The organism is Mycobacterium sp. SA01 (assembly GCF_041287105.1).
GTDB lineage: Bacteria > Actinomycetota > Actinomycetes > Mycobacteriales > Mycobacteriaceae > Mycobacterium.
This window is the reverse complement of record NZ_JBGGNO010000016.1, coordinates 131,573-152,326: the sequence shown is the minus strand read 5'-3', so window position 1 is coordinate 152,326 and position 20,754 is coordinate 131,573. Positions and strand designations below refer to the sequence as shown.

The window sequence follows — 20,754 nt, the reverse complement described above, 5'->3', positions numbered from 1 at the left end:
AGGCCGGTCGGGACGCCCTTCGCTATTCACTGGCCGTACGCGCGCCGGAGCGCGCCGTCTGGGTGCCACGGCGTCCTCGCGTCCCGTTGGTGGGCCGCGGCGTTCCGAGCACGTAGGACTTGACCAGGTGATTCCACTCGCAGGTCCGGCATACCTCCACCACGTGTACCGAGAATTCGTCGAATCGAGTCGCCAGCAACACCAGCTCCTCGGCGGTGCGCGCGGATCCCGAAACCGCACCCAGGTGATCGCCGAACACCCAGGACACCAATGTCAGCGGCTCCTTGCGGCAGATCGGGCACATCACCGAACTGGGCTTGCCGTGAAACTTGGCGGCGCGCAACAGATAGGGATTGGCGTCGCAGACCTCTGAAACCCCAGTTCGACCGGAGTACACCTCGGCCAGCAGGGAGCGTCGCCGAAGGGCGTAGTCCACCACCTGTCGCTGCAATCGCACGAGGACCAGAGTACGTCGGGGATCTGGGCACCGGCACGCAACCGACTCGCGGCGCCGCCGAATATGCGGCTGGTCTGCGCTCTTGGTGTCCGAACTCTTACGATCATCGCCGTGGCGACATCGCAGACTTCCAGCACGCGCGCCAAGGACAGCGACCGCAACGACACGTGCCAGATTTTGGACACCGCGCTGTCCGAGGGGCAGCTGTCGATGACCGAGCATCAGCAGCGGGTGAAGGCGGCGACCACGGCGATGACGCTGGGCGACTTACGCGCGCTCGTCTCCGACCTCCAGACGGCGAACGCGCCGGTGCAGCTGCCCACGTTGAAGAAGCCGCGGCTGTCGACGCCGGGGACCAGCGGAAGCTGGGGCATCCGGCTCGCCATCATGGGGGTTCTGGTCGTGCTCGGCATCGGCATCGGCTGGGGGCTGTACGGCAACACCCCGTCGCCGCTGAACTTCACCTCCGATCCGGGTGCCAAGTCGGACGGCGTTGCCCCGGTGGTGCTGACGCCGCCGCGCCAGCTGCATTCGCTGGGTGGCCTCACCGGATTGCTCGAGCAGATGAAGAAGAAGTTCGGCAACACCGACGGCAACCGGCTGGTGATCTATCCCGAGTACGCGTCGTTGACCCGGCCGGATCCGGGCGACGAGCGACGCGAACTCAACTACACCTACCGCGGCGGCTGGGGCGACCCGAGCACGTCGGGGGCCAGTAGCGACGCCCAGCTGGTGGATCTGAGCAAGTTCGACGCCAAAGCGGTCGTCGGCGTGCTGCGCGGGGCGCCGGAAACGCTGAACATGAAGCCCGGCGACGTCAAGAGCACCTATCTGATCATCGAGCCCAGCCGCGACCAGACCGTCCCGGGGACGTTGACGATCTCGGTCTACGTCTCGAGCGACTTCGGCAGCGGCTACATCCAGCTGAATCCCGACGGCTCGGAAAAGCAGATCAACTACCCCTAACGGGCGAACGCGGCTCTGGCGTGAGACTCGGCGCCGAGCGCGACTCTGGCGTCACACTCGGCGGTATCCACGGGGAACGTGCGCACTCAAGTAGCGCCGAATATATCGCTCCGATACTATCGCCGGAGGTGTCGAAGTGTCGTAACGGCCGAGCAAAGGAGGTGACCCGATGTTGGAGCTTGCCATCTTGGGCCTTCTCCTCGAGTCGCCCATGCACGGCTACGAACTGCGCAAACGACTGACGGGCCTGCTCGGGGCATTCCGCGCATTCTCGTACGGCTCGCTGTACCCGGCACTGCGCCGGATGCAGACCGACGGGTTGATCGTCGAGGACACCGCCCCCGCGGGGACCACGGTGTTGCGCCGCGCCCGCCGGGTGTACCAGCTGACCGACACCGGTCGCCAGCGGTTCGCCGAACTGGTGGCCGACACCGGCCCACAGAACTACACCGACGACGGCTTCGGTGTGCACCTGGCGTTCTTCAATCGCACACCGGCCGAGGCGCGGATGCGGATCCTGGAAGGCCGCCGGCGCCAGGTGGAGGAACGTCGCGAAGGTCTGCGGGAGGCCATCGCCCGGGCGAGCAATTCATTCGACCGCTACACGAAACAACTCCATCAGCTGGGCCTGGAGTCCAGCGAGCGGGAAGTCAAGTGGCTCAACGAGCTGATCGCCGCTGAGCGGGTGGCGCAAAGCCACCCAGACCAGGCCTGACGCGGCCACCGCAGTACCTGAACAGCAGCCAGTAGAAGTACGAGTTAGGAGAACGTCCCATGACGGAGCACAACGGATCGTCGACAGATGTGCGGGTCGCCATTGTCGGCGTCGGCAACTGCGCGTCCTCACTGGTCCAGGGCGTGCAGTACTACCAGGACGCTGACGCGAACGCCACCGTTCCCGGCCTGATGCACGTGAAGCTCGGCCCGTATCACGTGCGCGACGTGAAGTTCGTCGCCGCGTTCGACGTCGACGCCAAGAAGGTCGGCTTCGACCTGTCCGAGGCGATCTTCGCCTCGGAGAACAACACCATCAAGATCGCCGACGTGCCGCCGACCGACGTCGTCGTGCAGCGCGGCCCGACACTGGACGGCATTGGCAAGTACTACGCCGAGACCATCGAGATCTCCGACGAGCAGCCGGTCGACGTCGTCAAGATCCTCAAGGACAACAAGGTCGACGTGCTGGTCTCCTACCTGCCGGTGGGCTCCGACGAAGCCGACAAGTTCTACGCGCAATGCGCCATCGACGCCAAGGTCGCATTCGTCAACGCCCTGCCGGTGTTCATCGCCTCGGACCCGGTCTGGGCCAAGAAGTTCGAAGACGCCGGTGTCCCGATCGTCGGCGACGACATCAAGAGCCAGGTCGGCGCGACCATCACCCACCGCGTGATGGCCAAGCTGTTCGAAGACCGCGGCGTCACGCTGGACCGTACGTATCAGCTGAACGTCGGCGGCAACATGGACTTCAAGAACATGCTCGAGCGTGAGCGCCTGGAGTCCAAAAAGGTTTCCAAGACCCAGGCCGTCACGTCCAACCTGACCGGTTCGCTGGCCGGCAAGGTCGAGGACAAGAACGTCCACATCGGCCCGTCGGACCACGTCGCGTGGCTCGACGACCGCAAGTGGGCCTACGTCCGCCTCGAAGGCCGCGCCTTCGGCGACGTGCCGCTGAACCTGGAGTACAAGCTCGAGGTGTGGGACTCGCCGAACTCGGCAGGCATCATCATCGACGCCGTGCGCGCCGCGAAGATCGCCAAGGACCGCGGCATCGGCGGCCCGATCATCCCCGCGTCGGCCTACCTGATGAAGAGCCCGCCCAAGCAGCTGGCCGACGACGTCGCGCGCGCGGAGCTCGAGAAGTTCATCGAAGGCTGATTCCCGTTCGTTGAGACCGCAGTGAGATCGCGCATCACCGCCAGGATGCGATCCCACTGCGGTCTCAACGTATAAAGAGCTAGTGATCTCCGATGACGAGCTGATCGGCCTCGACGAATTCGCCTTGCTGCCCGAGAACGCCGAGCAGGCCGGCGTCAGCGCGGAGTTGCCGCCGGTCACCAGGATTGAGTCCGGCCCGATCAGCGCGCTGAAGTGGGGTGCCGAACCGCCGCGGATCGTGTTCCTGCATGGCGGCGGTCAAAACGCCCACACCTGGGACACCGTCATCCTCGGCCTGGGCGTTCCGGCGCTGGCCATCGATCTACCTGGGCACGGCCGCTCGGCCTGGCGCGAGGACGGCGACTACGGCCCCCGGCTGAATGCCGAGACGTTGCGGCCCGTCCTGAACGAATGGGCGCCCAGCCCACGGCTGGTGGTCGGCATGTCGCTGGGCGGCCTGACAGCGCTGCGCATCGCCACCGTCGAGCCGGCGCTCGTCCCCGAACTGGTGCTGGTCGATGTCACACCGTCCGCGCCGGAGCGTCATGAGCAGATGAGCCAGGCCCAGCTGGGTGCGGTCGCACTGACGCAAGGGGAACGCACGTTTCCGAGCTTCGCCGCCATGCTGGACGTCACGGTCGCCGCCTCGCCCACCCGAAGCCGGGAATCACTGCGCCGCGGTGTCTTTCACAACTCCAAGCAGCTCGACGACGGCACCTGGACCTGGCGCTACGACTCCTTCCGCAAGGGCGCCGACTCCGGTGGCGGGCTGCCGGAGTCGTTCGCCGGGCTGTGGAACGACGTGCCGTCCATCACGATGCCCACCACGCTGGTGCGGGGCGCCAATTCGTTCTTCGTCAACGACGAGGACGCTGACGAATTCGCCCGTACCGCACCGGGTTTCCAACGCGTGATCATGGTTCCCGACTCCGGTCACTCCGTACAGGGTGACCAACCGCGCGCGCTGATCGACATTCTGCGCGACGTGCTCGCCGACTGAGTTTGCCAAAAGGATTCGGGCCGTTCGACGGTTGGCTACATTCCGGAGATGACGGTCATCGATCGTACGTACGTCGGATACGCCCGCTGCTCGATGGATGAGCAGGACATCGTCGAGCAGCGGCAGCAATTTCGCGAGCTCGGTGTCGGCGAAGACCGGATCTACATTGACCAGGCGCTGACCGGCACGGACACCGAGCGGCCGGCTCTGGATCAGGCGCTCGCCGCGGTGCACGCCGGTGACACGCTGGTCGTGTCGAAGCTGGACCGTCTCGCCCGATCGGTAGCCGATGCATGCGCCATCGGCGAGACCCTCGCCGGTCGCGGCGGCACATTGTTGCTTGGTGCGCAGCGGTATGACCCGGCCGAACCGCTGGGCAGCATGTTTTTTGGGATACTCGCCACCGTCGCAGAGTTCGAGGTGGACGTACTGCGAACACGGTCGCGCGAAGGCCTCACCGGACTGACGACGCGCGACGAGACGGTGGCGCGCCTTCGAGCCGCGCTCGAATTCCCCCGAGATCACGGACCGTACCTCGGCGTCTTGTACTGCGACATCGACAATTTCGATGCGATCAACAACGCCTGGGGCCGCTCCTTCGGCGACGTCGTGCTGGCCACCCTGGCGGTGCGGATCCGCCAATGCGTTCGCCAAGGCGACACCGTCGGGCGAATCGGTGATGACGAGGCCTTGCTGCTGTTGCCGGGCGTCCACAGCCTCGCCAATGTCGTCCAGGTCGCGGACAAGATCCGCTGCCGGGCTGCCGAACCGATCAATCACTCGGGGGTGACGGTCAACGTAACGATGAGTATTGGTGCCACGCTGGCCATTACCGGTGAAACGGCGTCGGCGTTGACGGCCCGCGTGATGTCGGCGATGCGCAGCGCCCAGCAAGCCGGCCGGAACACCGTCGCCTGCATCTGAACGGTCGACCTCCCCGGAAGCCCCTAGGCTGGCTTCATGGCCTACCCCATTCGCATCGGCGTGCAACTTCAGCCGCAACATGCCCCCGACTACAACCAGATCCGCGATGCCGTCCGCCGCTGTGAAGACCTCGGCGTCGACGTGGTCTTCAACTGGGACCACTTCTACCCGCTGTACGGCGACCCCGACGGTGCGCACTTCGAATGCTGGACCATGTTGGGTGCCTGGGCCGAACAGACCTCCCGGGTCGAGATCGGCGCGCTGGTCTCCTGCAACTCCTACCGCAATCCGGAGCTGCTGGCCGACATGGCCCGCACCGTCGACCACATCTCCGGCGGCCGGCTGATCCTCGGTATCGGGTCGGGCTGGAAGCAGAAGGACTACGACGAGTACGGCTACGAGTTCGGCACTGTCGGTAGCCGCCTCGACGACCTTGCCGGCGCGCTACCGCGGATCAAGTCCCGGCTGGCCAACCTGAATCCGGCACCGACCCGGGAAATCCCGATCCTCATCGGCGGTCAGGGTGAGAAGAAGACGCTGCGCCTGGTCGCCGAGCATGGCGACATCTGGCACGGATTCACCAACGCCGAGACCTACCCCGGCAAGGCCGAGGTGCTCGACCGGCACTGCTCCGACGTCGGCCGCGACCCGGCCAAGATCGAACGGTCATCGGGCGTCGAGGGCCGCGACCGCGACACCATCGTCGCCAACGCCGAGGCGCTCACCGGGCTGGGCGTGACGCTGCTGACCGTCGGCTGCGACGGACCGGACTACGACCTCAGCGCCGCCGAGGCTTTGGTGCGCTGGCGCGACAGCCGTTAGCAGGGATCGAACTCCAGCGGCAGCGATTCCAGGCCGAAGGTGCCGGCAGGCCACAACGTGGTGGCCTCGCCGGCCAACCGGTAATCCGGGATGCGCGCGTGGAATTCCTCGATGGTGAGCCGTAATTCGCGGCGCGCCAGGTGCGAACCCAGGCACCGGTGGATACCGCCGCCGAATCCGAGATGCACGGCCTTGGCGTTCAGGTCCATCTCGTCGGCGGTGTGGGCGTACGGCCCGTCCCGGTTGGCGGTGAACAGCATCAGCATGACTTGCGAATTCGCCGGGATCGTCACGCCTTCGACCTCGACGTCGGCGGTCGTCACGCGCGGCACCCCGGGCACCGGGCCGTCGAGACGCAGAACCTCCTCGATGAACGGCGGTATCAGCGACGGGTCTGCGATCAACCGGTGCCGCAGCACCGGGTCGTTGGCCAGGTTGAGCAACGCGAATCCGATGGCACCGGTGACGGTGTCGAGTCCGGCCAGGACGATCAGGAAGCACAGCCCCAAGATCTCGGCATCGGTCCACGCCTCGTCGCCGTCGAGGGCCAGGATATTGCTGAGCATGTCGTCACCCGGATGGCTGCGCTTGATTTCCAGTTGCTCGGCCAGGAAGGTGAAAAGCGCTATGCTGCAGTCGATTACCGACTGCGATTGCTCACTTCCCAGTGATGCGATGTCGGCACCCTTGATGATCCCGCTGACCCAGCCGAGGAACTTGGGCAGGTGCTCCAGCGGCAGCCCGAACAACGTCAGGATGGCCTGGGTGGGGAACTTGTAGGACAGGTCGGCGACGACGTCGCAGCGGCCGAGCGGAGCGAACTTGTCGATGTGCCCGCGCAGCTGTGCGCGCAGCTCGCCGTCCATCGCTTCCATGCGCTTGGGTCCGAACATCGGGTCCAGCACCCGCCGGTAGTCGGCATGCTTCGGCGGATCGATCGCGATCGGGATCATCGAGATGGCGTTGGCGACGCCGTCGAAGGCTTTCGCCGAGGAAAACAACTCGGGATGCTTCTGGGCGAAGCGAACCCCCTCGTAGCTGGTGATCAGCCACATCTTTCCGACCCGATACACCGGCCCCGGTTTGCGCAGGTGGTCCACGGCCGCGGTGCGCCCACTCGGGACCGGCGTCGCCGCGTAGTAACCGTCGGGCATTTCCGTCGTCGTCATGGTCGGAGAGTAACGAGACTCACAGTCTCGTTACCTGGGATTGCGCGAGCTACCCGCAAGTAACCAGGAGGATGACGACGAGTGCACGTCGTCTGGACGCCCCCGGAGAGGGATATGCCCAAACGCTATGGGGTCAGAGAGAAAGACCTGGTTGTCGCCCACGTCCTCGACATGCTGCTCACCGGTCGGCTGCGGTCGGGAGATCGCGTGGACCGCAACAAGATCACCGCTGCCCTCGGGCTGAGTCGGGTGCCCGTCCAGGAAGCCCTCAACCAACTCGAACACGACGGCATCCTCGAGTCGCGCTATCACCGCGGCGCGTTCGTCCACCGCTTCGATGCCGACGTCCTGCGCGAACACCATGAAGTGCACGGCCTGCTGACCGGTGCGGCGTCCGCGCGGGCCGCCGCCGATCCCCGGCCCGATGTCCTCGACCGGCTCGCCGAGCCGATGGCCGTCATGCGCGCCTCATCCGACTCGCGCGCCTTCCTCAACGCGGCCGACCTCTTCAGAGACATCGTCCTCGACGAGTACGCCGGCCCGCGACTGAGCGCGGGCATTCGGGCGTCGCGCGGATTCATGCCCCACGAATTCTGGGCCACCTACCCGGACACGGTGAACCAGCTCCTGCCGCTCGCCGAAGCCGAACACGCCGCAATCCACCGCGGTGATCCGGCGTCCGCCCGGCAGGCCTGCCTCGACCGCACCGACCTGATGGCCGACGTTCTGATCGGCGAACTGCACCGGCTCGGGGTGCTCACCGACTTGGGTTCCGTCTGATCGCAAAGCGCGACGGGACTGCCGCGGGCAGTACCTTGCTAATGATGGCTGTTCATTCCGACCGGACACCGCGGGCCGGCATACGCCTGACGACCCTGCTCTCGGTTCTGTTGATGATCGCCGGCCTGGTGGCCGCCGCGCCGGCGGGGGCAGACCAGTGCGCCCCGCCGGGCGTCGGATCGGCCAGCGCCCTGCCGACGAACCTCGCCGCCGCAGCCAAGGGACCGGACGAGGACAAATACACCACCGCCACCGTGCAACCGTTGACCTCGGTCAACCGTGACGCGCTCGGCCTGATCACCCCCGGCACGCTGACGGTCGGCACGCTGTCGGACGCACCGCCGAGCATCTGCATCGACTCCAACGGACAGTTCACCGGATTCGACAACGAACTGCTGCGAGCGATCGCCGACAAACTCGGCTTGAAGATTTCGTTCGTCGGCACCGAGTTCTCCGGTCTGCTCGCCCAAGTGGCCGCCCGCCGCTTCGACGTCGGGTCGTCGTCGATCACCACCACGGACGCGCGCCGGCGCACCGTCGGTTTCACCAACGGCTACGACTTCGGCTACTTCTCGCTCGTGGTGCCGTCCGGCTCGGCCATCACCGGATTCCAACAACTCGGCCCCGGGCAGCGAATCGGCGTGGTGCAGGGCACCGTTCAAGAGGCCTACCTCGTCGACACGCTGCACCTGCAACCGGTGAAGTTTCCGGACTACAACACCGTCTACGCCAGCCTCAAGACCCGCCAGATCGACGCCTGGGTGGCGCCCTCGCAGCAGGCGGTCGGCACGGTCAAGCCCGGCGATCCCGCTCAGATCGTCGAAAACACCTTCAGCTTGGACAATTTCGTCGCCTACGCGGTCGCGAACGAGAACAAACCGCTGATCGACGCACTCAACTCCGGCCTGGATGCGGTGATCGCCGACGGCACGTGGTCGAAGCTGTACTCGGAGTGGGTGCCGCGGGCTCTGCCGCCGGGCTGGAAGCCGGGCTCGAAAGCGGCGCCGGTTCCGCAGCTGCCCGACTTCGCCGCGATCGCCGCCGCGCACGAGAAACCGGCCTCGGTCGGGGCGGCACCGAAATCGGTGCTGACCCAACTGCGGGAGTCGTTCCTGGATTGGGACCTCTACAAGAAGGCCATCCCGGACCTGTTGACCACCGGGTTGCCCAACACGCTCATCCTGACGGTCTGCGCCAGCGTGATCGGACTGCTGCTCGGCATGGTGCTGGCCGTGGCCGGGATCTCCCGGTCGCGGTGGCTGCGCTGGCCGGCCCGGGTCTACACCGACATTTTCCGCGGGCTGCCCGAGGTGGTGATCATCCTGCTGATCGGGCTGGGCATCGGGCCGGTCGTGGGTGGCATCACCGGCAACAACCCCTTCCCTCTCGGTATCGCCGCGCTCGGGCTGATGGCTGCGGCCTACATCGGCGAGATCTTCCGCTCCGGCATCCAGAGTGTGGACGCCGGGCAGCTGGAAGCGTCCCGCGCGCTGGGGTTCAGTTACTCATCCTCGATGCGGTTGGTGGTGGTCCCCCAGGGCGTCCGCCGAGTGCTGCCCGCCCTGGTCAACCAGTTCATCTCGCTGCTCAAAGCATCGTCGCTGGTGTACTTCCTGGGTCTGGTGGCCAGCCAGCGCGAGCTGTTCCAGGTGGGTCGCGATCTCAACGCCCAGACCGGCAACCTGTCGCCGTTGGTGGCGGCGGGCCTGTTCTACCTGTTGCTGACGATCCCGTTGACGCACTTGGTCAACTACATCGACGCCCGGTTGCGCCGCGGCCGAACGCAACCCGACGAGGATCCGCTGGCGCCGAGCGCAACGAGCCAGGAGATGGTGTGATGGCCTCGCTTCCTGAACCGGTCTCGTTGGCCTGCAAGGATATTCACCTCGCTTTCGGCACCAACAAGGTGCTGCGCGGCGTGGATCTGGACGTGCCGGCCGGCAGCACGACGGCGGTCATCGGCCCGTCAGGCTCGGGCAAATCCACCCTGCTGCGCACGCTCAACCGGCTCTACGAACCCGACCGCGGCGACATCCTGCTCGACGGGAAGTCGGTGCTGAACGACGATCCCGACGCGCTGCGCCAGCGCATCGGCATGGTGTTCCAGCAGTTCAACCTGTTCCCGCATCGCAGCGTGGTGGACAACGTCGCGCTCGGGCCACGCAAACTCAAGCGGCTGTCGGCCGAGGAATCCCGCGAGCTGGCGCTCGCCCAGCTGGACCGGGTCGGTTTGAAGCACAAAGCCGAGGTGCGGCCGGCCACGCTGTCCGGTGGTCAGCAGCAACGGGTCGCGATCGCGCGGGCGCTGGCGATGGCGCCGCAGGTGATGTTCTTCGACGAGGCGACCTCGGCGCTGGACCCCGAACTGGTCAAAGGGATCCTGGCGCTGATCGCCGAGCTGGGTTCGGACGGGATGACGATGGTCGTGGTCACCCACGAGATGGGGTTCGCCCAGTCGACCGCGGACTCGGTGGTGTTCATGGACTACGGCCAGGTGATCGAATCCGGGCCGCCCGATCAGATCTTCAGCGCCGCCGAGACGGAGCGTCTGCAGCGTTTCCTGTCGCAAGTTCTCTAACTCGGGCGCGTAATACCGCGTATCGCGCGGTTGACAACCGCGGACAGGTTAGACTAGCGAACTATGATTGAGGCCGAGCCGCAGGTCACTGACCTGTCCGGGGACCTGCAGCGGGTCCTGTCGAAGCTCTTTTCGGTCTTGCGCCGCGCCGACACCAAGTCCACCACCGCCGGAGCCGACCTCACCCTCGCACAGCTGTCCATCCTGCTGACCCTGCTGGATCAGGGTCCGATCCGGATGACGGAGCTGGCCGCACGCGAACGGGTACGCACCCCGACCACCACGGTGGCGATCCGCCGGCTGGAAAAGCTCGGGCTGGTCAAGCGGTCGCGTGACCCCTCGGACCTGCGGGCCGTTCTCGTCGAGGTCACGCCGCAGGGGCTGGTGCAGCACCGCGAAGCACTGGCGGTTCGGAGGGCGAATCTGGCCGCGTTGCTCTCGAAGCTGAGCGACGAGGAGCGCGAGACCTTGGCCAAGGCGCTGCGTCCGCTGGAGCGGTTGGCCGAGCAGGCCGAAAGCTAGCTAGCCCCGGCGGGCAGGAGCGAAGCGACTCGGGGATTAACCGAGCCAGTCGAGGACCGCGGCCGCGGTCCAGGACTGTTGCATGCTGCCCAGCGGCTCGCCGGTGAATGGTTCGTAGTACTCGGCGAAGGTGCCGTCGCTGGCCTGCCGAAGGCCTTCCTGGCGCAGCAACAGCGAACGCTCCGACCATCCGCGGCGCGCGAACGCCCAGGAGAACAGCCACGTCAGCACCGGCCAGACCGGCCCGCGCCAATACTCGCGTGACCGAAAGTCCTTGGACACCGGCGATGTCGACGGGATCACCGCGTACCGCAGGTCCGGGTGTCCGCAGAACCGCGGACCTTCCAGCACCCGCAGCAACGCCCGCTCCCGGTCGTGCGGCAGGCCGCCGCACAGCAGCGGAGCGAACTGCGCGGCGGTCTCCGTCGCGATCCACTTATCCGCTCTGACGTCGAAATCGCGTGCGGCGCCGGTCCTTTGGTCGGTGGTCTCGACGACGCCGGCCCGGAACCGCTCGGCCCACGAATACAGGTCGCGGACGTCGGCGTGGGGCCGCTTGTAGTCCTCGCCGATGTTGGCCAGCACATCGCAGGCAACCGCGAAAATCGCTGACACAAAGACGTCTTCGACCGCAAAGCTCATCACCTTCGGCAGCAGATCGTCGTCGTAGCGGACCGACTTCATCTCCTCGAGCAGCCACAGGTACCGGTCGTACTCGGTGTCCGACGGGCGCTGGCTGGCGTCGGTGACGATGTGGGTGTCCTCACGCTGATACTCCGGCAGGTTCCCGGGAATCACGTTGGCGTAGGCGGAATCCCAGCGCGGCGAGTTGTCCATCCCGGACTCCCAGCCGTGATACAGCGTGACGCGACCGTGCTCGTTCTGATCGCGGGCCTCGGCCAGCCAGCGGTGCCAACGCACCAGATCCGGCCACCGGCGGTCCAGAAACGACTCGGCCACGGCGCGGGTGGAACGGCCCCTGGTGCGGGCCCGGTCCAGAATGCGTTGCACCGCAATGGCATGCACCGGTGGCTGGGTGATCCCCGAGGTGTGCCGGGTGCGCGGGGCGTGCGCCGCCAGTGCCGACGTGGCCCAGCGGGCCGGGCCGGGGAAGTATCCGTCGACGCCGTTGGCGAACACGATGTGCGGGATCATCCCGTTGGTCCACTGCGCGGACAGCAGGGTGTCCAGCTCGACGACCGCGCGCTCGACACTCAGCGGGGCCAGGCCGACGGCGACGAACGCGGCGTCCCAACTCCACATGTGCGGGTAGAGCAGGGGCGCCGCGGAGGTCATCACACCCAGGTCGTTACCGCGCAGAAGGTAGGCCGCGCGGGCCGCCAACTGTGTCGGGCCGAAGCTCGGGTCGTATGCCACGCGTTCATTCTGCGGCGCGAACCTGCGAAACGCAGGTCGGTAGGGTGGGTGGCATGTCTTCCGGTGGGCAGGAGCGAAGCGACCCGGGTAAGAAATCCGGTGGGCAGGAGCGAAGCGACCCGGGTAAGAAATCCGGTGGGCAGGAGCGAAGCGACCCGGGTAAGAAATCAGCTCTCATCACCGGTGCCAGTGGCGGCATCGGATCGGCGATCGCCGATGCGCTGGCCCCCACCCACACCCTGCTCCTCGCGGGCCGTCCGTCCGATCGTCTGGACGCCGTCGCCACCCGTCTCGGCGCCACCACCTGGCCGCTGGACCTCACCGATCCGGACGGGATCGAGGCCGCGGCCGAGCCGCTCGCCGAACTGGACGTGCTGGTCCACAACGCCGGCGTCGCCTACCCGGGACGATTCGACGACTCGACGCCCGAACAGTGGCGGGCCTGCTTCGAGGTCAACGTGACCGGCGCCGTCGCACTCACCCAGGCGCTGCTCCCGGCACTGCGCGCGGCGCGCGGGCACGTCGTGTTCATCAACTCCGGCGCCGGACTGAACGCCTCACCCGGACTGGCCGCCTACTCGGCGAGCAAGTTCGCCCAGCGGGCGTTCGCCGATTCGCTGCGCGCCGACGTCCCCGAGTTGCGCGTCACCAGCGTGCACCCAGGCCGGGTCGACACCGAGATGCAGCAGGACCTGGTCGCCTACGAAGGCGGGCAGTACGACCCGGCGAAGTTCCTCAAACCGGAGACCGTCGCGCGGATCGTCGCCGAGGTGATCGCCAGCCCGCCCGACGCGCACACCCACCAGGTGGTGGTCCGCCCTCGCGGCTAGCCTCGCGCCGAGATCGACGTTTTGCGGCGATCTACTCGCACTTTCCCTGCCAGTTGTCGGTTTGGGCGAAAAAGGGAGTGGGTCAGACGACGAGGTTCACCAGCCGGCCCGATACCACGATGACCTTCTTCGGGGTGGCACCGGCCAGGAAGGCCTGGACCTTCTCGTCCGCGAGCGCGGCCGCTTCGAGGCCGGCCTTGTCGGCGTCGGCGGCAACGGTGATGCGTCCGCGGACCTTGCCGTTCACCTGCACCGGGTACTCGACGGTGTCGGTGACCAAATACTGCGGATCGGCTACCGGAAAAGGTCCGTGCGCCAACGACTTCGGATGCCCCAGTCGCTGCCAGAGTTCCTCGGCCAGGTGCGGCGCCAGCGGCGCCACCATCAACACCAGCGGTTCCAGCGCCGCTCGCGCGCTGACGCCCTCCTTGGTGAGGTGGTTGGTGTACTCGATCAGCTTGGCCGCGGCGGTGTTGTTGCGCAGGCCCGCGTAGTCCTCGGACACGCCCTCGATCGTGCGGTGCAGCAGCCGCAGGGTGTCCTCGTCGAGCGCCTGATGCTCGGAAGCCCTTGTCTCACCGGTGGACTCGTCGACCACAAGCCGCCACACCCGTTGCAGGAAGCGGTAGGCGCCGACGACGTCCTTGGTCGCCCAGGGCCGAGACGCCTCCAGCGGGCCCATCGACATCTCGTAGACCCGCAGCGTGTCCGCACCGTAGCCGTCGCAGATCTCGTCCGGGGAGATCGAGTTCTTCAGGCTCTTGCCGATCTTGCCGAACTCCTGGAACACCTCCATCTCGCCGTCGTCCCCGGGCAGGAAGAACTTCCCGTCCCGCTCGACGACGTCGGCGGCCGGCACGTACGCGCCGCGGGAGTCGGTGTAGGCGAACGCCTGGATGTACCCCTGGTTGACCAGGCGGCGGTACGGCTCGCGAGAGCTGACATGTCCGAGGTCGTGGAGCACCTTGTGCCAGAACCGGCAGTACAGCAGGTGCAGCACCGCGTGCTCGACGCCGCCGACGTAGACGTCCACTCCCCCGGGGTCGTCCGGGCCGTGCTCGGCCGGTCGCGGGCCCATCCAATACTGCTCGTTTTCCTTGGCGCAGAACGTATCCGGGTTGTGCGGGTCCGCGTATCGCAGCTCGTACCAGGAGCTGCCCGCCCACTGCGGCATCACATTGGTGTCGCGGGTGTAGGTCTTCAGGCCGTCACCGAGATCCAACTCGACGTGCACCCACTCGTCCGCCTTGTTCAGCGGCGGGGACGGCTCACTGTCGGCGTCGTCCGGGTCGAACATCACCGGCGAATAGTCGGCGATGTCCGGCAGTTCCACCGGAAGCGCCGATTCGGGCAGCGGATAGGCGCGGCCGTCGGCGTCGTACACGATCGGGAACGGCTCGCCCCAGTACCGCTGCCGCGCGAAAAGCCAGTCCCGCAGTTTGTATTCGACGCGAGCGCGGCCGCGCCCGTCGGCCTCCAGCCGCTCGGTGATGGCGTTCTTGGCGTCCTGGACGGTCAGGCCGTCGAGGTACTGCGAGTTCACCAGCGCACCGTCACCGGAATATGCCGCCTCAGAGATGTCGCCGCCAGAGATCACTTCGACGATCGGCAGGCCGAACTCGGTGGCGAACTCCCAGTCGCGCTGATCGTGCCCGGGGACGGCCATGATCGCGCCGGTGCCGTAGCCGACCAGCACGTAGTCGGCGATGAAGACCGGAACGTGTTGTCCGTCAGCCGGATTGACCGCATACGTACCGAGGAAGACCCCGGTCTTGGTCTTGTTCTCCTGGCGTTCCAGGTCGGACTTGGCCGCGATCGAGCGCCGATAGGCCGCCACCGCCTCGCCCGGGGTGTCGGCGCCGTAGGTCCACCGCGGGTCCACCCCGTCCGGCCACTGCGCGGCGGCCAGCTGGTCGACCAGCTCATGTTCGGGAGCCAGCACCAGGTAGGTCGCGCCGAACAGGGTGTCGGGCCGGGTGGTGAAGACCTCGATGTCCGCGCCGTCGGCGTCGAACAGCACCGACGCTCCGGTGGATCGACCGATCCAATTACGCTGCATGGTCTTGACCTTCTCCGGCCAGTCCAGCACCTCGAGGTCGTCGAGTAGCCGGTCGGAGTAGGCGGTGATGCGCATCATCCACTGCCGCAACCGTTTCCGGAACACCGGGAAGTTGCCGCGCTCGCTGCGACCGTCGGAGGTGACCTCCTCGTTGGCCAGCACGGTGCCCAACCCCGGACACCAGTTCACCAGCGAATCGGCCAGATAGACCAGCCGGTGACCGTCGATGACATCGGCTCGCTCACCCGCGGACAGGGTGGACCACTGCCGGCCGTCGTCGAGAGTGCGTGCACCGGAGTCGAATTCGGCGAGCAGATCGGCGATCGGGCGGGCCTTGTTCTGCTCGGTGTCGAACCAGGCGTTGTAGATCTGCAGGAAGATCCACTGGGTCCACTTGTAGAAGTCCACGTCGGTGGTCGAGAAGCTGCGCCGCTGGTCGTGCCCCAGGCCGAGCCTGCCCAGCTGGCGGCGGAAATTGACGATATTGGCCTCGGTGCGGATCCGCGGATGGGTGCCGGTCTGGATCGCGTACTGCTCGGCGGGCAGGCCGAAGGCGTCGAAACCCAACGCGTGCAACACATTGCGCCCGGTCATCCGGAAGTAGCGGGCATAGACATCGGTGGCGATGTAACCCAGCGGATGCCCGACATGCAGACCCTCACCGGAGGGATACGGGAACATGTCCTGGACGAACATCTTGTCGTCGGGAACCGCCGAGCCGTCGGCGGGTGCCAGCGACCCGACCGGGTTGGGCACATCGAAGGTGCCCCACGACTGCCAGTTGTCCTGCCAGGTGCGCTCGATCCGGCCGGCCAGCTCGGCGGTGTAGCGGAACCGCGGGGTGTCGGCGTCTGCGCTGCCCTGCGGTGCGGCGGTCGGGGTTTCGGTCACGCACACAGGGTATAAGGGCCGCTCGCGGGTCCACCCCGCGACAGCGCTGTGTGACCCCGGTCGCACCCTGTGCAACGGCCCGGTCTCGGATGGATTGCAGTGCGGTCGACGGTTGGTTCCAGGTCTGTTCCAGCCCTATCCGGGCTGCCCGGCAGGCCGATACAGTCGGCCTCCTGACAAGGGGCCTCACCTGGCCCGACCGTGTCGAAAAGGACAGCTGCGATGATCACGAATGCCCGTAACTGGCGGGTGGTAGTAGGTGGGATGGCCGCCGGTACAGCCGCCGTCCTCGGTTTCACCGGCGCGACCGCGTCAGCGGATCCGGTCGTTCCCGTTCTGCCCGCGCCCGTCACCGTCACCCAGACCGTCACCGTCGCCCCCGAGGTCGCGGCCGCGAATGCGGTCCCCGCCGCCGCGCCCGCGGCGGCACCGGCCGCCGTCCCCCAGGTCGCCGCCGTTCCGCAGGTCGCCGCCCCGGCCGTCGCGCCCGCCGTGGCACCTGCCGTGGCCGCACCGGAGACCCTGGCCCCCGCCGCGTCCGGCACCCTTGCCGACTTCTTCAAGGACAAGGGCGTCAAGATGGAGCCGCAGAAGGCCAGCGGCTTCACCGCGCTCAACCTGGTGCTGCCGATGCCGCGCGGCTGGACCGTCGTGCCCGATCCGAACGTCCCCGACGCGTTCACCGTGCTCGCCGACCGGCTCGGCGGCGACGGGCTGTACACCTCCAACGCACAGCTGAAGGTGTACAAGCTGGTCGGCGACTTCGATCCGAAGGAAGCCATCACCCACGGCTACGTGGACAGCCAGCAACTGTTCAACTGGCAGGCCACCGACGCCTCGCTGGCCGATTTCGACGGTTTCCCGTCCTCGCTCATCGAGGGCACCTACCGCGAGAACGACATGACGCTGAACACCTCGCGCCGCCACGTCATCGCCCAGTCCGGCCCGGACCGCTACCTGGTGTCGCTGTACGTGACGACCGCCGCCAACCAGGTGGTCGCCACCGCTGACGCGACCGACGCCATCGTCAACGGTTTCCGGGTGGCGTCGCCGACGGCCGCGCCGGCCCCGGCTCCCGCACCTGCACCTGCAGCGGCACCGCTGGCCGATGCGTCGGCGCAGGCCCCCGCGCCCGCTCCAGCCGTCCTTCCCGCGGTGCCCGCTCTGGCGCGCTGAACCCGGGCTCGTATTGTGGCCCCATGTTCATCGTCGGCCTGGTGTGCCTGGGAATGGCCGTCCTCGTCGGCGGCTCGGGCGCGTGGACGCTGACCCGACCGCCCAGCGCTGACGTCACCGCGCAGGTGATGCGTGCGGTCGCGCCGACCCAACTGGCCGCCGCCGTCATGCTCGCCGCAGGCGGAGCAGTAGCCCTGGCCGCCCCCACGCGCACCGCGCTGCTGGTCCTGATCGTCTGCGTGATCGGCGCGGTCGGGACCATCGGCGCCGGTTCCTGGCAAGGCGCCCGCTACGCCGCCCGACGAGAAGCTCAGGCCGGCGGCTGCGCGGGGAGCTGCGCAAGCTGCACGCTGTCCTGCAAGTAAGCCGCTCGGCGACCTGATGAGGGCGCTGCGTCGCGGTTTCGGAGTCGACCCGTTCCTGCTGCTGCTCATCGCGGTCGTCCTGCTGGCCACTGTGCTGCCCGCCCGCGGTACGGCGGCCGACGCTCTGTCGCTGATCACCAAGATCGTCATCGCCCTGCTGTTCCTGCTGTACGGCGCGCGGCTGTCGCCACAGCAGGCCTGGCACGGGGTGCGGCAGTGGAAGCTGCACCTGCTGGTGCTGTCCACCACGTTCGTGGTGTTCCCGCTGCTCGGACTCGCGGCCCGCGCGCTGGTTCCGTCGGTGCTGACCGACGACCTGTACACCGGCCTGTTGTTCCTGTGTCTGGTGCCGTCGACCGTGCAGTCCTCGATCGCATTCACCTCGATCGCACGCGGGCACGTGTCGGCCGCGATCGTCAGCGCGTCGCTGTCGAACATCGTCGGCGTCTTTCTCACACCGCTGCTCGTTGTGGTGTTGATGCCGCTGGGCGGGGCACCCCGGGTCGACGGGTCGGCGGTGGCAGACATCGTGCTGCAGCTGCTGGTGCCGTTCGCCGCAGGTCAGCTGCTGCGCCGGTGGTTGGCGCCGGCGGTGACCCGGCACGCGGCGCTGACCAAGGTGGTCGACCGCGGTTCGATCCTGCTGATCGTCTACGCCGCGTTCTCGGTCGGGATGGCCGAACACATCTGGAGCAGCGTGCAGCCGTGGCGGGTGGTGGCCGTCGCCGCGGTCAGCGCGGCGTTGCTGGCGGTGGTGCTGGCCTTCACCTGGATCACCGGCAGACTGGCCCGGCTAGATCGCGCCGATGCGATCGTGCTGTTGTTCTGCGGGTCGAAGAAGAGTCTGGCCTCCGGGTTGCCGATGGCGCTCGTGCTGTTCCCGGCGGCCAGCGTGGGCTTGATCATGTTGCCGCTGATGCTGTTTCACCAGATCCAGCTGTTCGTCTGCGCGGTGATCGCCGCCCGGCTGGGCCGGGGGACGCCGGCACTCAGTTCCGGCTGACGTCGATCGGATGCGTCGCCAGCAGTGACAGCGGTAGCGGCTGGCGCCGCAACACCCGCGACCACAAGTCCACCCGCTGCTCGACCAGAACATCGGAAGGCAACGCGGACAACACAATCCAGTCGTCGCGTTCGATCTCGCCCTCCAGCTGGCCGATGGTCCAGCCGGAGTACCCCGCGAAGATCCGCACCCCCTCGACGGCAGGCGCGAGCAGATCGGGGTCGGCGTCCAGATCGATCATCACCATTCGGCCCGCAACATGGCGCATACCGGGCATGCCCTGCGGATCGGTGCCCACCCGCAGCGTGCCCAGACACAGCGCGGCGTCGCGTTTGACCGGCCCGCCGATGAACATCGTCTTCGGCTTCGCAGCCAATTTCGACCACTGCGGCAACACGTTGTAGACAGCGGTCTCGCTGGGGCGGTTGAGCACCACACCCAAAGTGCCGCCGTCGTTGTGCTCGACGACGTAGATCACGCTGCGCCGAAACGTCGGCTCCATGAGATCGGTGTTGGCCAGCAGCAACGTTCCCGGTCGTACCCGGTTCGCCGCAGGCGCGACGAAATCTTCGGGGTCCTCGGACTGTGCCACCCCACCATCATGGCATCAGGTAGGTGTTGCTGTGGTAACGGGCGCGTGTGGATATTTGTACTGTTGGTCCGATGGTCGACGCCCGCGCACCCGGTTCGCTCTGGCGATCCGTGCGCAGTCTGCCCGAGTTCTGGCGGTTGCTCGAGTTGCGGACCGCCAGCCAATTCGGTGACGGGCTGTTTCAGGCCGGGCTCGCCGGCGGGTTGTTGTTCAACCCGGAACGGGCGGCCGATCCGTGGGCGGTGGCAGGCGCATTCGCGGTGCTGTTCCTGCCCTACTCGATCGTCGGCCCGTTCGCCGGAGCGCTGCTGGACCGCTGGGATCGCCGGGCGGTCCTGGTCGCGGCGAACCTGGCCCGGCTGGTGCTGGTCGTCGGCGTCGCGATGCTGCTGGCCGTCGGCGCCAGCGACCTGACCGTGTTGTGCGGCGCACTGATCGTCAACGGCTTCAGCCGGTTCGTCACCTCAGGACTGTCGGCGGCGCTGCCGCACGTCGTGCCGCGCCAGTCCGTCGTGGTGATGAACTCCGTCGCGACGGCCACCGGAGCCACCGCCACATTCCTCGGCGCGAACTTCATGCTGCTGCCGCGCTGGCTGTTCGGCTCCGGCGACGCGGGCGCGGCCACCATCATGTCGATGGTGGCGGTGCCGATCGCGGTCGCGTTCGTGTTGTCGCTGCGCTTTCCGCGGCACGTGCTCGGGCCCGACGACACCGCCCGCGCCGTGCACGGATCGGTGTTCTACGCCGTCACCACCGGGTGGATCTACGGCGCCCGCACCGTGCTGACCACACCCACCGTCGCGGCCACCCTGTCCGGCCTCGCCAGCCACCGGATGGTGTTCGGCATCAACACCCTGCTGGTGCTGGTCATCGTGCGGCACAGCGACACCCCGGCCGTCGGTGGTCTGGGCACCGCCGTCATCTTCGTCGCGGCCACCGGCGGCGGCGCCTTCCTGGCCAACGTGCTGACCCCGATGTCGATCAAGCGGTGGGGCCGATACGCGACCGCCAACGGGGCGTTGGTGTGTGCGGCGGTCATTCAGCTGGCCGGCGCCACCCTGCAGTTGGTGGTGATGATCGTGTGCGGGTTCCTGCTCGGGCTGGCCGGCCAGATCGTCAAGCTGTGCGCCGACACCGCCATGCAGATCGACGTCGACGACGCGCTGCGCGGACATGTGTTCGCCGTACAGGATTCGTTGTTCTGGGTGTCGTTCATCGCCGCCATCACCGTCGCCGCAGCGGTGGTTCCGGCCGACGGCCACTCCCCCGTCCTGGCATTGACCGGCTCGGTGATCTATCTCGTCGGCCTGGCGGTGCACAGCGCGGTCGGGCGTCGCCCGTGATGTCAGGGCTGGGGCTAGGTTCGAT

Annotated in this window: 20 protein-coding genes; 15 read left to right on the top strand and 5 right to left on the bottom strand. The window is 67.3% G+C overall.

Annotated features, from left to right (window positions below):
- Nucleotides 1–22: 22 nt before the first annotated feature.
- On the bottom strand, nucleotides 23–457 hold the full coding sequence (locus AB4879_RS08505; protein ID WP_036342215.1) for a DUF5318 domain-containing protein: 435 nt from the start codon (nucleotides 455–457) through the stop codon (nucleotides 23–25).
- A gap of 111 nt (nucleotides 458–568) precedes the next feature.
- Here AB4879_RS08505 and AB4879_RS08500 point away from each other — a divergent pair, with 111 nt between their 5' ends.
- The 6 genes from AB4879_RS08500 (at nucleotide 569) to AB4879_RS08475 (ending at nucleotide 6,044) form a co-directional block, all read left to right on the top strand.
- The gene (locus AB4879_RS08500; protein WP_199189777.1) at nucleotides 569–1,423 is read left to right on the top strand and encodes a DUF1707 domain-containing protein; all 855 of its coding nucleotides are present in this window, start codon (nucleotides 569–571) and stop codon (nucleotides 1,421–1,423) included.
- 169 nt (nucleotides 1,424–1,592) lie between these two features.
- Complete coding sequence (locus tag AB4879_RS08495) at nucleotides 1,593–2,138, top strand: PadR family transcriptional regulator (RefSeq protein WP_036342219.1); 546 nt, start codon at nucleotides 1,593–1,595, stop codon at nucleotides 2,136–2,138.
- Between the two features lie 59 nt (nucleotides 2,139–2,197).
- Nucleotides 2,198–3,298, top strand: a complete 1,101-nt coding sequence (locus AB4879_RS08490) for an inositol-3-phosphate synthase (protein WP_370507240.1) — start codon at nucleotides 2,198–2,200, stop codon at nucleotides 3,296–3,298.
- Nucleotides 3,299–3,380: 82 nt separating this feature from the next.
- Nucleotides 3,381–4,298, top strand: coding sequence for an alpha/beta fold hydrolase (locus AB4879_RS08485; RefSeq protein ID WP_102805851.1), 918 nt, complete (start codon nucleotides 3,381–3,383; stop codon nucleotides 4,296–4,298).
- Between the two features lie 48 nt (nucleotides 4,299–4,346).
- Nucleotides 4,347–5,222 carry a recombinase family protein gene (locus AB4879_RS08480; protein WP_370507239.1) on the top strand — a complete coding sequence of 292 codons (876 nt, stop codon included), beginning with the start codon at nucleotides 4,347–4,349 and terminating at the stop codon, nucleotides 5,220–5,222.
- Between the two features lie 36 nt (nucleotides 5,223–5,258).
- Nucleotides 5,259–6,044 (top strand): LLM class F420-dependent oxidoreductase, encoded by a 786-nt coding sequence (locus AB4879_RS08475; RefSeq protein ID WP_370507238.1) that lies wholly within the window; start codon nucleotides 5,259–5,261, stop codon nucleotides 6,042–6,044.
- Here the strand turns inward: AB4879_RS08475 and AB4879_RS08470 are convergent.
- Complete coding sequence (locus AB4879_RS08470) at nucleotides 6,041–7,213, bottom strand: cytochrome P450 (protein ID WP_102805849.1); 1,173 nt, start codon at nucleotides 7,211–7,213, stop codon at nucleotides 6,041–6,043. The two genes, AB4879_RS08475 and AB4879_RS08470, sit on opposite strands and share 4 nt — an antisense overlap.
- Nucleotides 7,214–7,327: 114 nt before the next feature.
- Between AB4879_RS08470 and AB4879_RS08465 the strand changes: the two genes are divergently transcribed.
- The 4 genes from AB4879_RS08465 (at nucleotide 7,328) to AB4879_RS08450 (ending at nucleotide 11,093) form a co-directional block, all read left to right on the top strand.
- On the top strand, nucleotides 7,328–7,993 hold the full coding sequence (locus AB4879_RS08465; RefSeq protein ID WP_370507237.1) for a GntR family transcriptional regulator: 666 nt from the start codon (nucleotides 7,328–7,330) through the stop codon (nucleotides 7,991–7,993).
- 113 nt (nucleotides 7,994–8,106) lie between these two features.
- Nucleotides 8,107–9,831, top strand: coding sequence for an ABC transporter substrate-binding protein/permease (locus AB4879_RS08460; RefSeq protein WP_370507468.1), 1,725 nt, complete (start codon nucleotides 8,107–8,109; stop codon nucleotides 9,829–9,831).
- Nucleotides 9,831–10,571, top strand: coding sequence for an amino acid ABC transporter ATP-binding protein (locus AB4879_RS08455; protein WP_370507236.1), 741 nt, complete (start codon nucleotides 9,831–9,833; stop codon nucleotides 10,569–10,571). The genes AB4879_RS08460 and AB4879_RS08455 overlap by 1 nt, the downstream gene beginning before the upstream one ends.
- A gap of 63 nt (nucleotides 10,572–10,634) precedes the next feature.
- Nucleotides 10,635–11,093: a MarR family winged helix-turn-helix transcriptional regulator gene (locus tag AB4879_RS08450; RefSeq protein WP_036342236.1), complete on the top strand. Its 459-nt coding sequence runs from the start codon at nucleotides 10,635–10,637 to the stop codon at nucleotides 11,091–11,093.
- Nucleotides 11,094–11,129: 36 nt separating this feature from the next.
- Here the strand turns inward: AB4879_RS08450 and AB4879_RS08445 are convergent, their stop codons facing one another.
- Nucleotides 11,130–12,470, bottom strand: a complete 1,341-nt coding sequence (locus AB4879_RS08445; RefSeq protein ID WP_036342238.1) for an amylo-alpha-1,6-glucosidase — start codon at nucleotides 12,468–12,470, stop codon at nucleotides 11,130–11,132.
- Between the two features lie 53 nt (nucleotides 12,471–12,523).
- On the opposite strand from AB4879_RS08445, the gene AB4879_RS08440 reads away from it, so the two are divergent.
- Nucleotides 12,524–13,300: an SDR family oxidoreductase gene (locus tag AB4879_RS08440; RefSeq protein WP_370507235.1), complete on the top strand. Its 777-nt coding sequence runs from the start codon at nucleotides 12,524–12,526 to the stop codon at nucleotides 13,298–13,300.
- An 82-nt stretch (nucleotides 13,301–13,382) separates the two neighbouring features.
- Here the strand turns inward: AB4879_RS08440 and leuS are convergent, their stop codons facing one another.
- Nucleotides 13,383–16,250: a leucine--tRNA ligase gene (gene leuS, locus AB4879_RS08435; protein WP_370507234.1), complete on the bottom strand. Its 2,868-nt coding sequence runs from the start codon at nucleotides 16,248–16,250 to the stop codon at nucleotides 13,383–13,385.
- Between the two features lie 222 nt (nucleotides 16,251–16,472).
- Here leuS and AB4879_RS08430 point away from each other — a divergent pair, with 222 nt between their 5' ends.
- The 3 genes from AB4879_RS08430 to AB4879_RS08420 are packed head-to-tail and all read left to right on the top strand — an operon-like array spanning nucleotide 16,473 to nucleotide 18,794.
- The gene (locus AB4879_RS08430; protein WP_370507233.1) at nucleotides 16,473–17,426 is read left to right on the top strand and encodes an LpqN/LpqT family lipoprotein; all 954 of its coding nucleotides are present in this window, start codon (nucleotides 16,473–16,475) and stop codon (nucleotides 17,424–17,426) included.
- A 23-nt stretch (nucleotides 17,427–17,449) separates the two neighbouring features.
- Nucleotides 17,450–17,791: a hypothetical protein gene (locus AB4879_RS08425; RefSeq protein WP_370507232.1), complete on the top strand. Its 342-nt coding sequence runs from the start codon at nucleotides 17,450–17,452 to the stop codon at nucleotides 17,789–17,791.
- A gap of 16 nt (nucleotides 17,792–17,807) precedes the next feature.
- A complete protein-coding gene (locus AB4879_RS08420; protein WP_370507231.1) occupies nucleotides 17,808–18,794 on the top strand; it encodes a bile acid:sodium symporter family protein in 987 nt (328 codons plus the stop codon).
- Here AB4879_RS08420 and AB4879_RS08415 read toward each other — a convergent pair.
- Nucleotides 18,781–19,386 (bottom strand): YqgE/AlgH family protein, encoded by a 606-nt coding sequence (locus AB4879_RS08415; protein WP_370507230.1) that lies wholly within the window; start codon nucleotides 19,384–19,386, stop codon nucleotides 18,781–18,783. The two genes, AB4879_RS08420 and AB4879_RS08415, sit on opposite strands and share 14 nt — an antisense overlap.
- Nucleotides 19,387–19,457: 71 nt before the next feature.
- On the opposite strand from AB4879_RS08415, the gene AB4879_RS08410 reads away from it, so the two are divergent.
- On the top strand, nucleotides 19,458–20,729 hold the full coding sequence (locus tag AB4879_RS08410; protein WP_370507229.1) for an MFS transporter: 1,272 nt from the start codon (nucleotides 19,458–19,460) through the stop codon (nucleotides 20,727–20,729).
- Nucleotides 20,730–20,754 lie beyond the last annotated feature (25 nt).

Coding starts and splice junctions, on each gene's coding strand:
- AB4879_RS08420 (WP_370507231.1), top strand. CDS start 17,808: ATGAGGGCGCTGCGTCGCGGTTTCGGAGTCGACCCGTTCCTGCTGCTG.
- AB4879_RS08470 (WP_102805849.1), bottom strand. CDS start 7,213: ATGACGACGACGGAAATGCCCGACGGTTACTACGCGGCGACGCCGGTC.
- AB4879_RS08460 (WP_370507468.1), top strand. CDS start 8,107: ATGATCGCCGGCCTGGTGGCCGCCGCGCCGGCGGGGGCAGACCAGTGC.
- AB4879_RS08475 (WP_370507238.1), top strand. CDS start 5,259: ATGGCCTACCCCATTCGCATCGGCGTGCAACTTCAGCCGCAACATGCC.
- AB4879_RS08440 (WP_370507235.1), top strand. CDS start 12,524: ATGTCTTCCGGTGGGCAGGAGCGAAGCGACCCGGGTAAGAAATCCGGT.
- AB4879_RS08430 (WP_370507233.1), top strand. CDS start 16,473: ATGATCACGAATGCCCGTAACTGGCGGGTGGTAGTAGGTGGGATGGCC.
- AB4879_RS08490 (WP_370507240.1), top strand. CDS start 2,198: ATGACGGAGCACAACGGATCGTCGACAGATGTGCGGGTCGCCATTGTC.
- AB4879_RS08480 (WP_370507239.1), top strand. CDS start 4,347: ATGACGGTCATCGATCGTACGTACGTCGGATACGCCCGCTGCTCGATG.
- AB4879_RS08495 (WP_036342219.1), top strand. CDS start 1,593: ATGTTGGAGCTTGCCATCTTGGGCCTTCTCCTCGAGTCGCCCATGCAC.
- AB4879_RS08465 (WP_370507237.1), top strand. CDS start 7,328: ATGCCCAAACGCTATGGGGTCAGAGAGAAAGACCTGGTTGTCGCCCAC.
- AB4879_RS08450 (WP_036342236.1), top strand. CDS start 10,635: ATGATTGAGGCCGAGCCGCAGGTCACTGACCTGTCCGGGGACCTGCAG.
- AB4879_RS08410 (WP_370507229.1), top strand. CDS start 19,458: ATGGTCGACGCCCGCGCACCCGGTTCGCTCTGGCGATCCGTGCGCAGT.
- AB4879_RS08425 (WP_370507232.1), top strand. CDS start 17,450: ATGTTCATCGTCGGCCTGGTGTGCCTGGGAATGGCCGTCCTCGTCGGC.
- AB4879_RS08455 (WP_370507236.1), top strand. CDS start 9,831: ATGGCCTCGCTTCCTGAACCGGTCTCGTTGGCCTGCAAGGATATTCAC.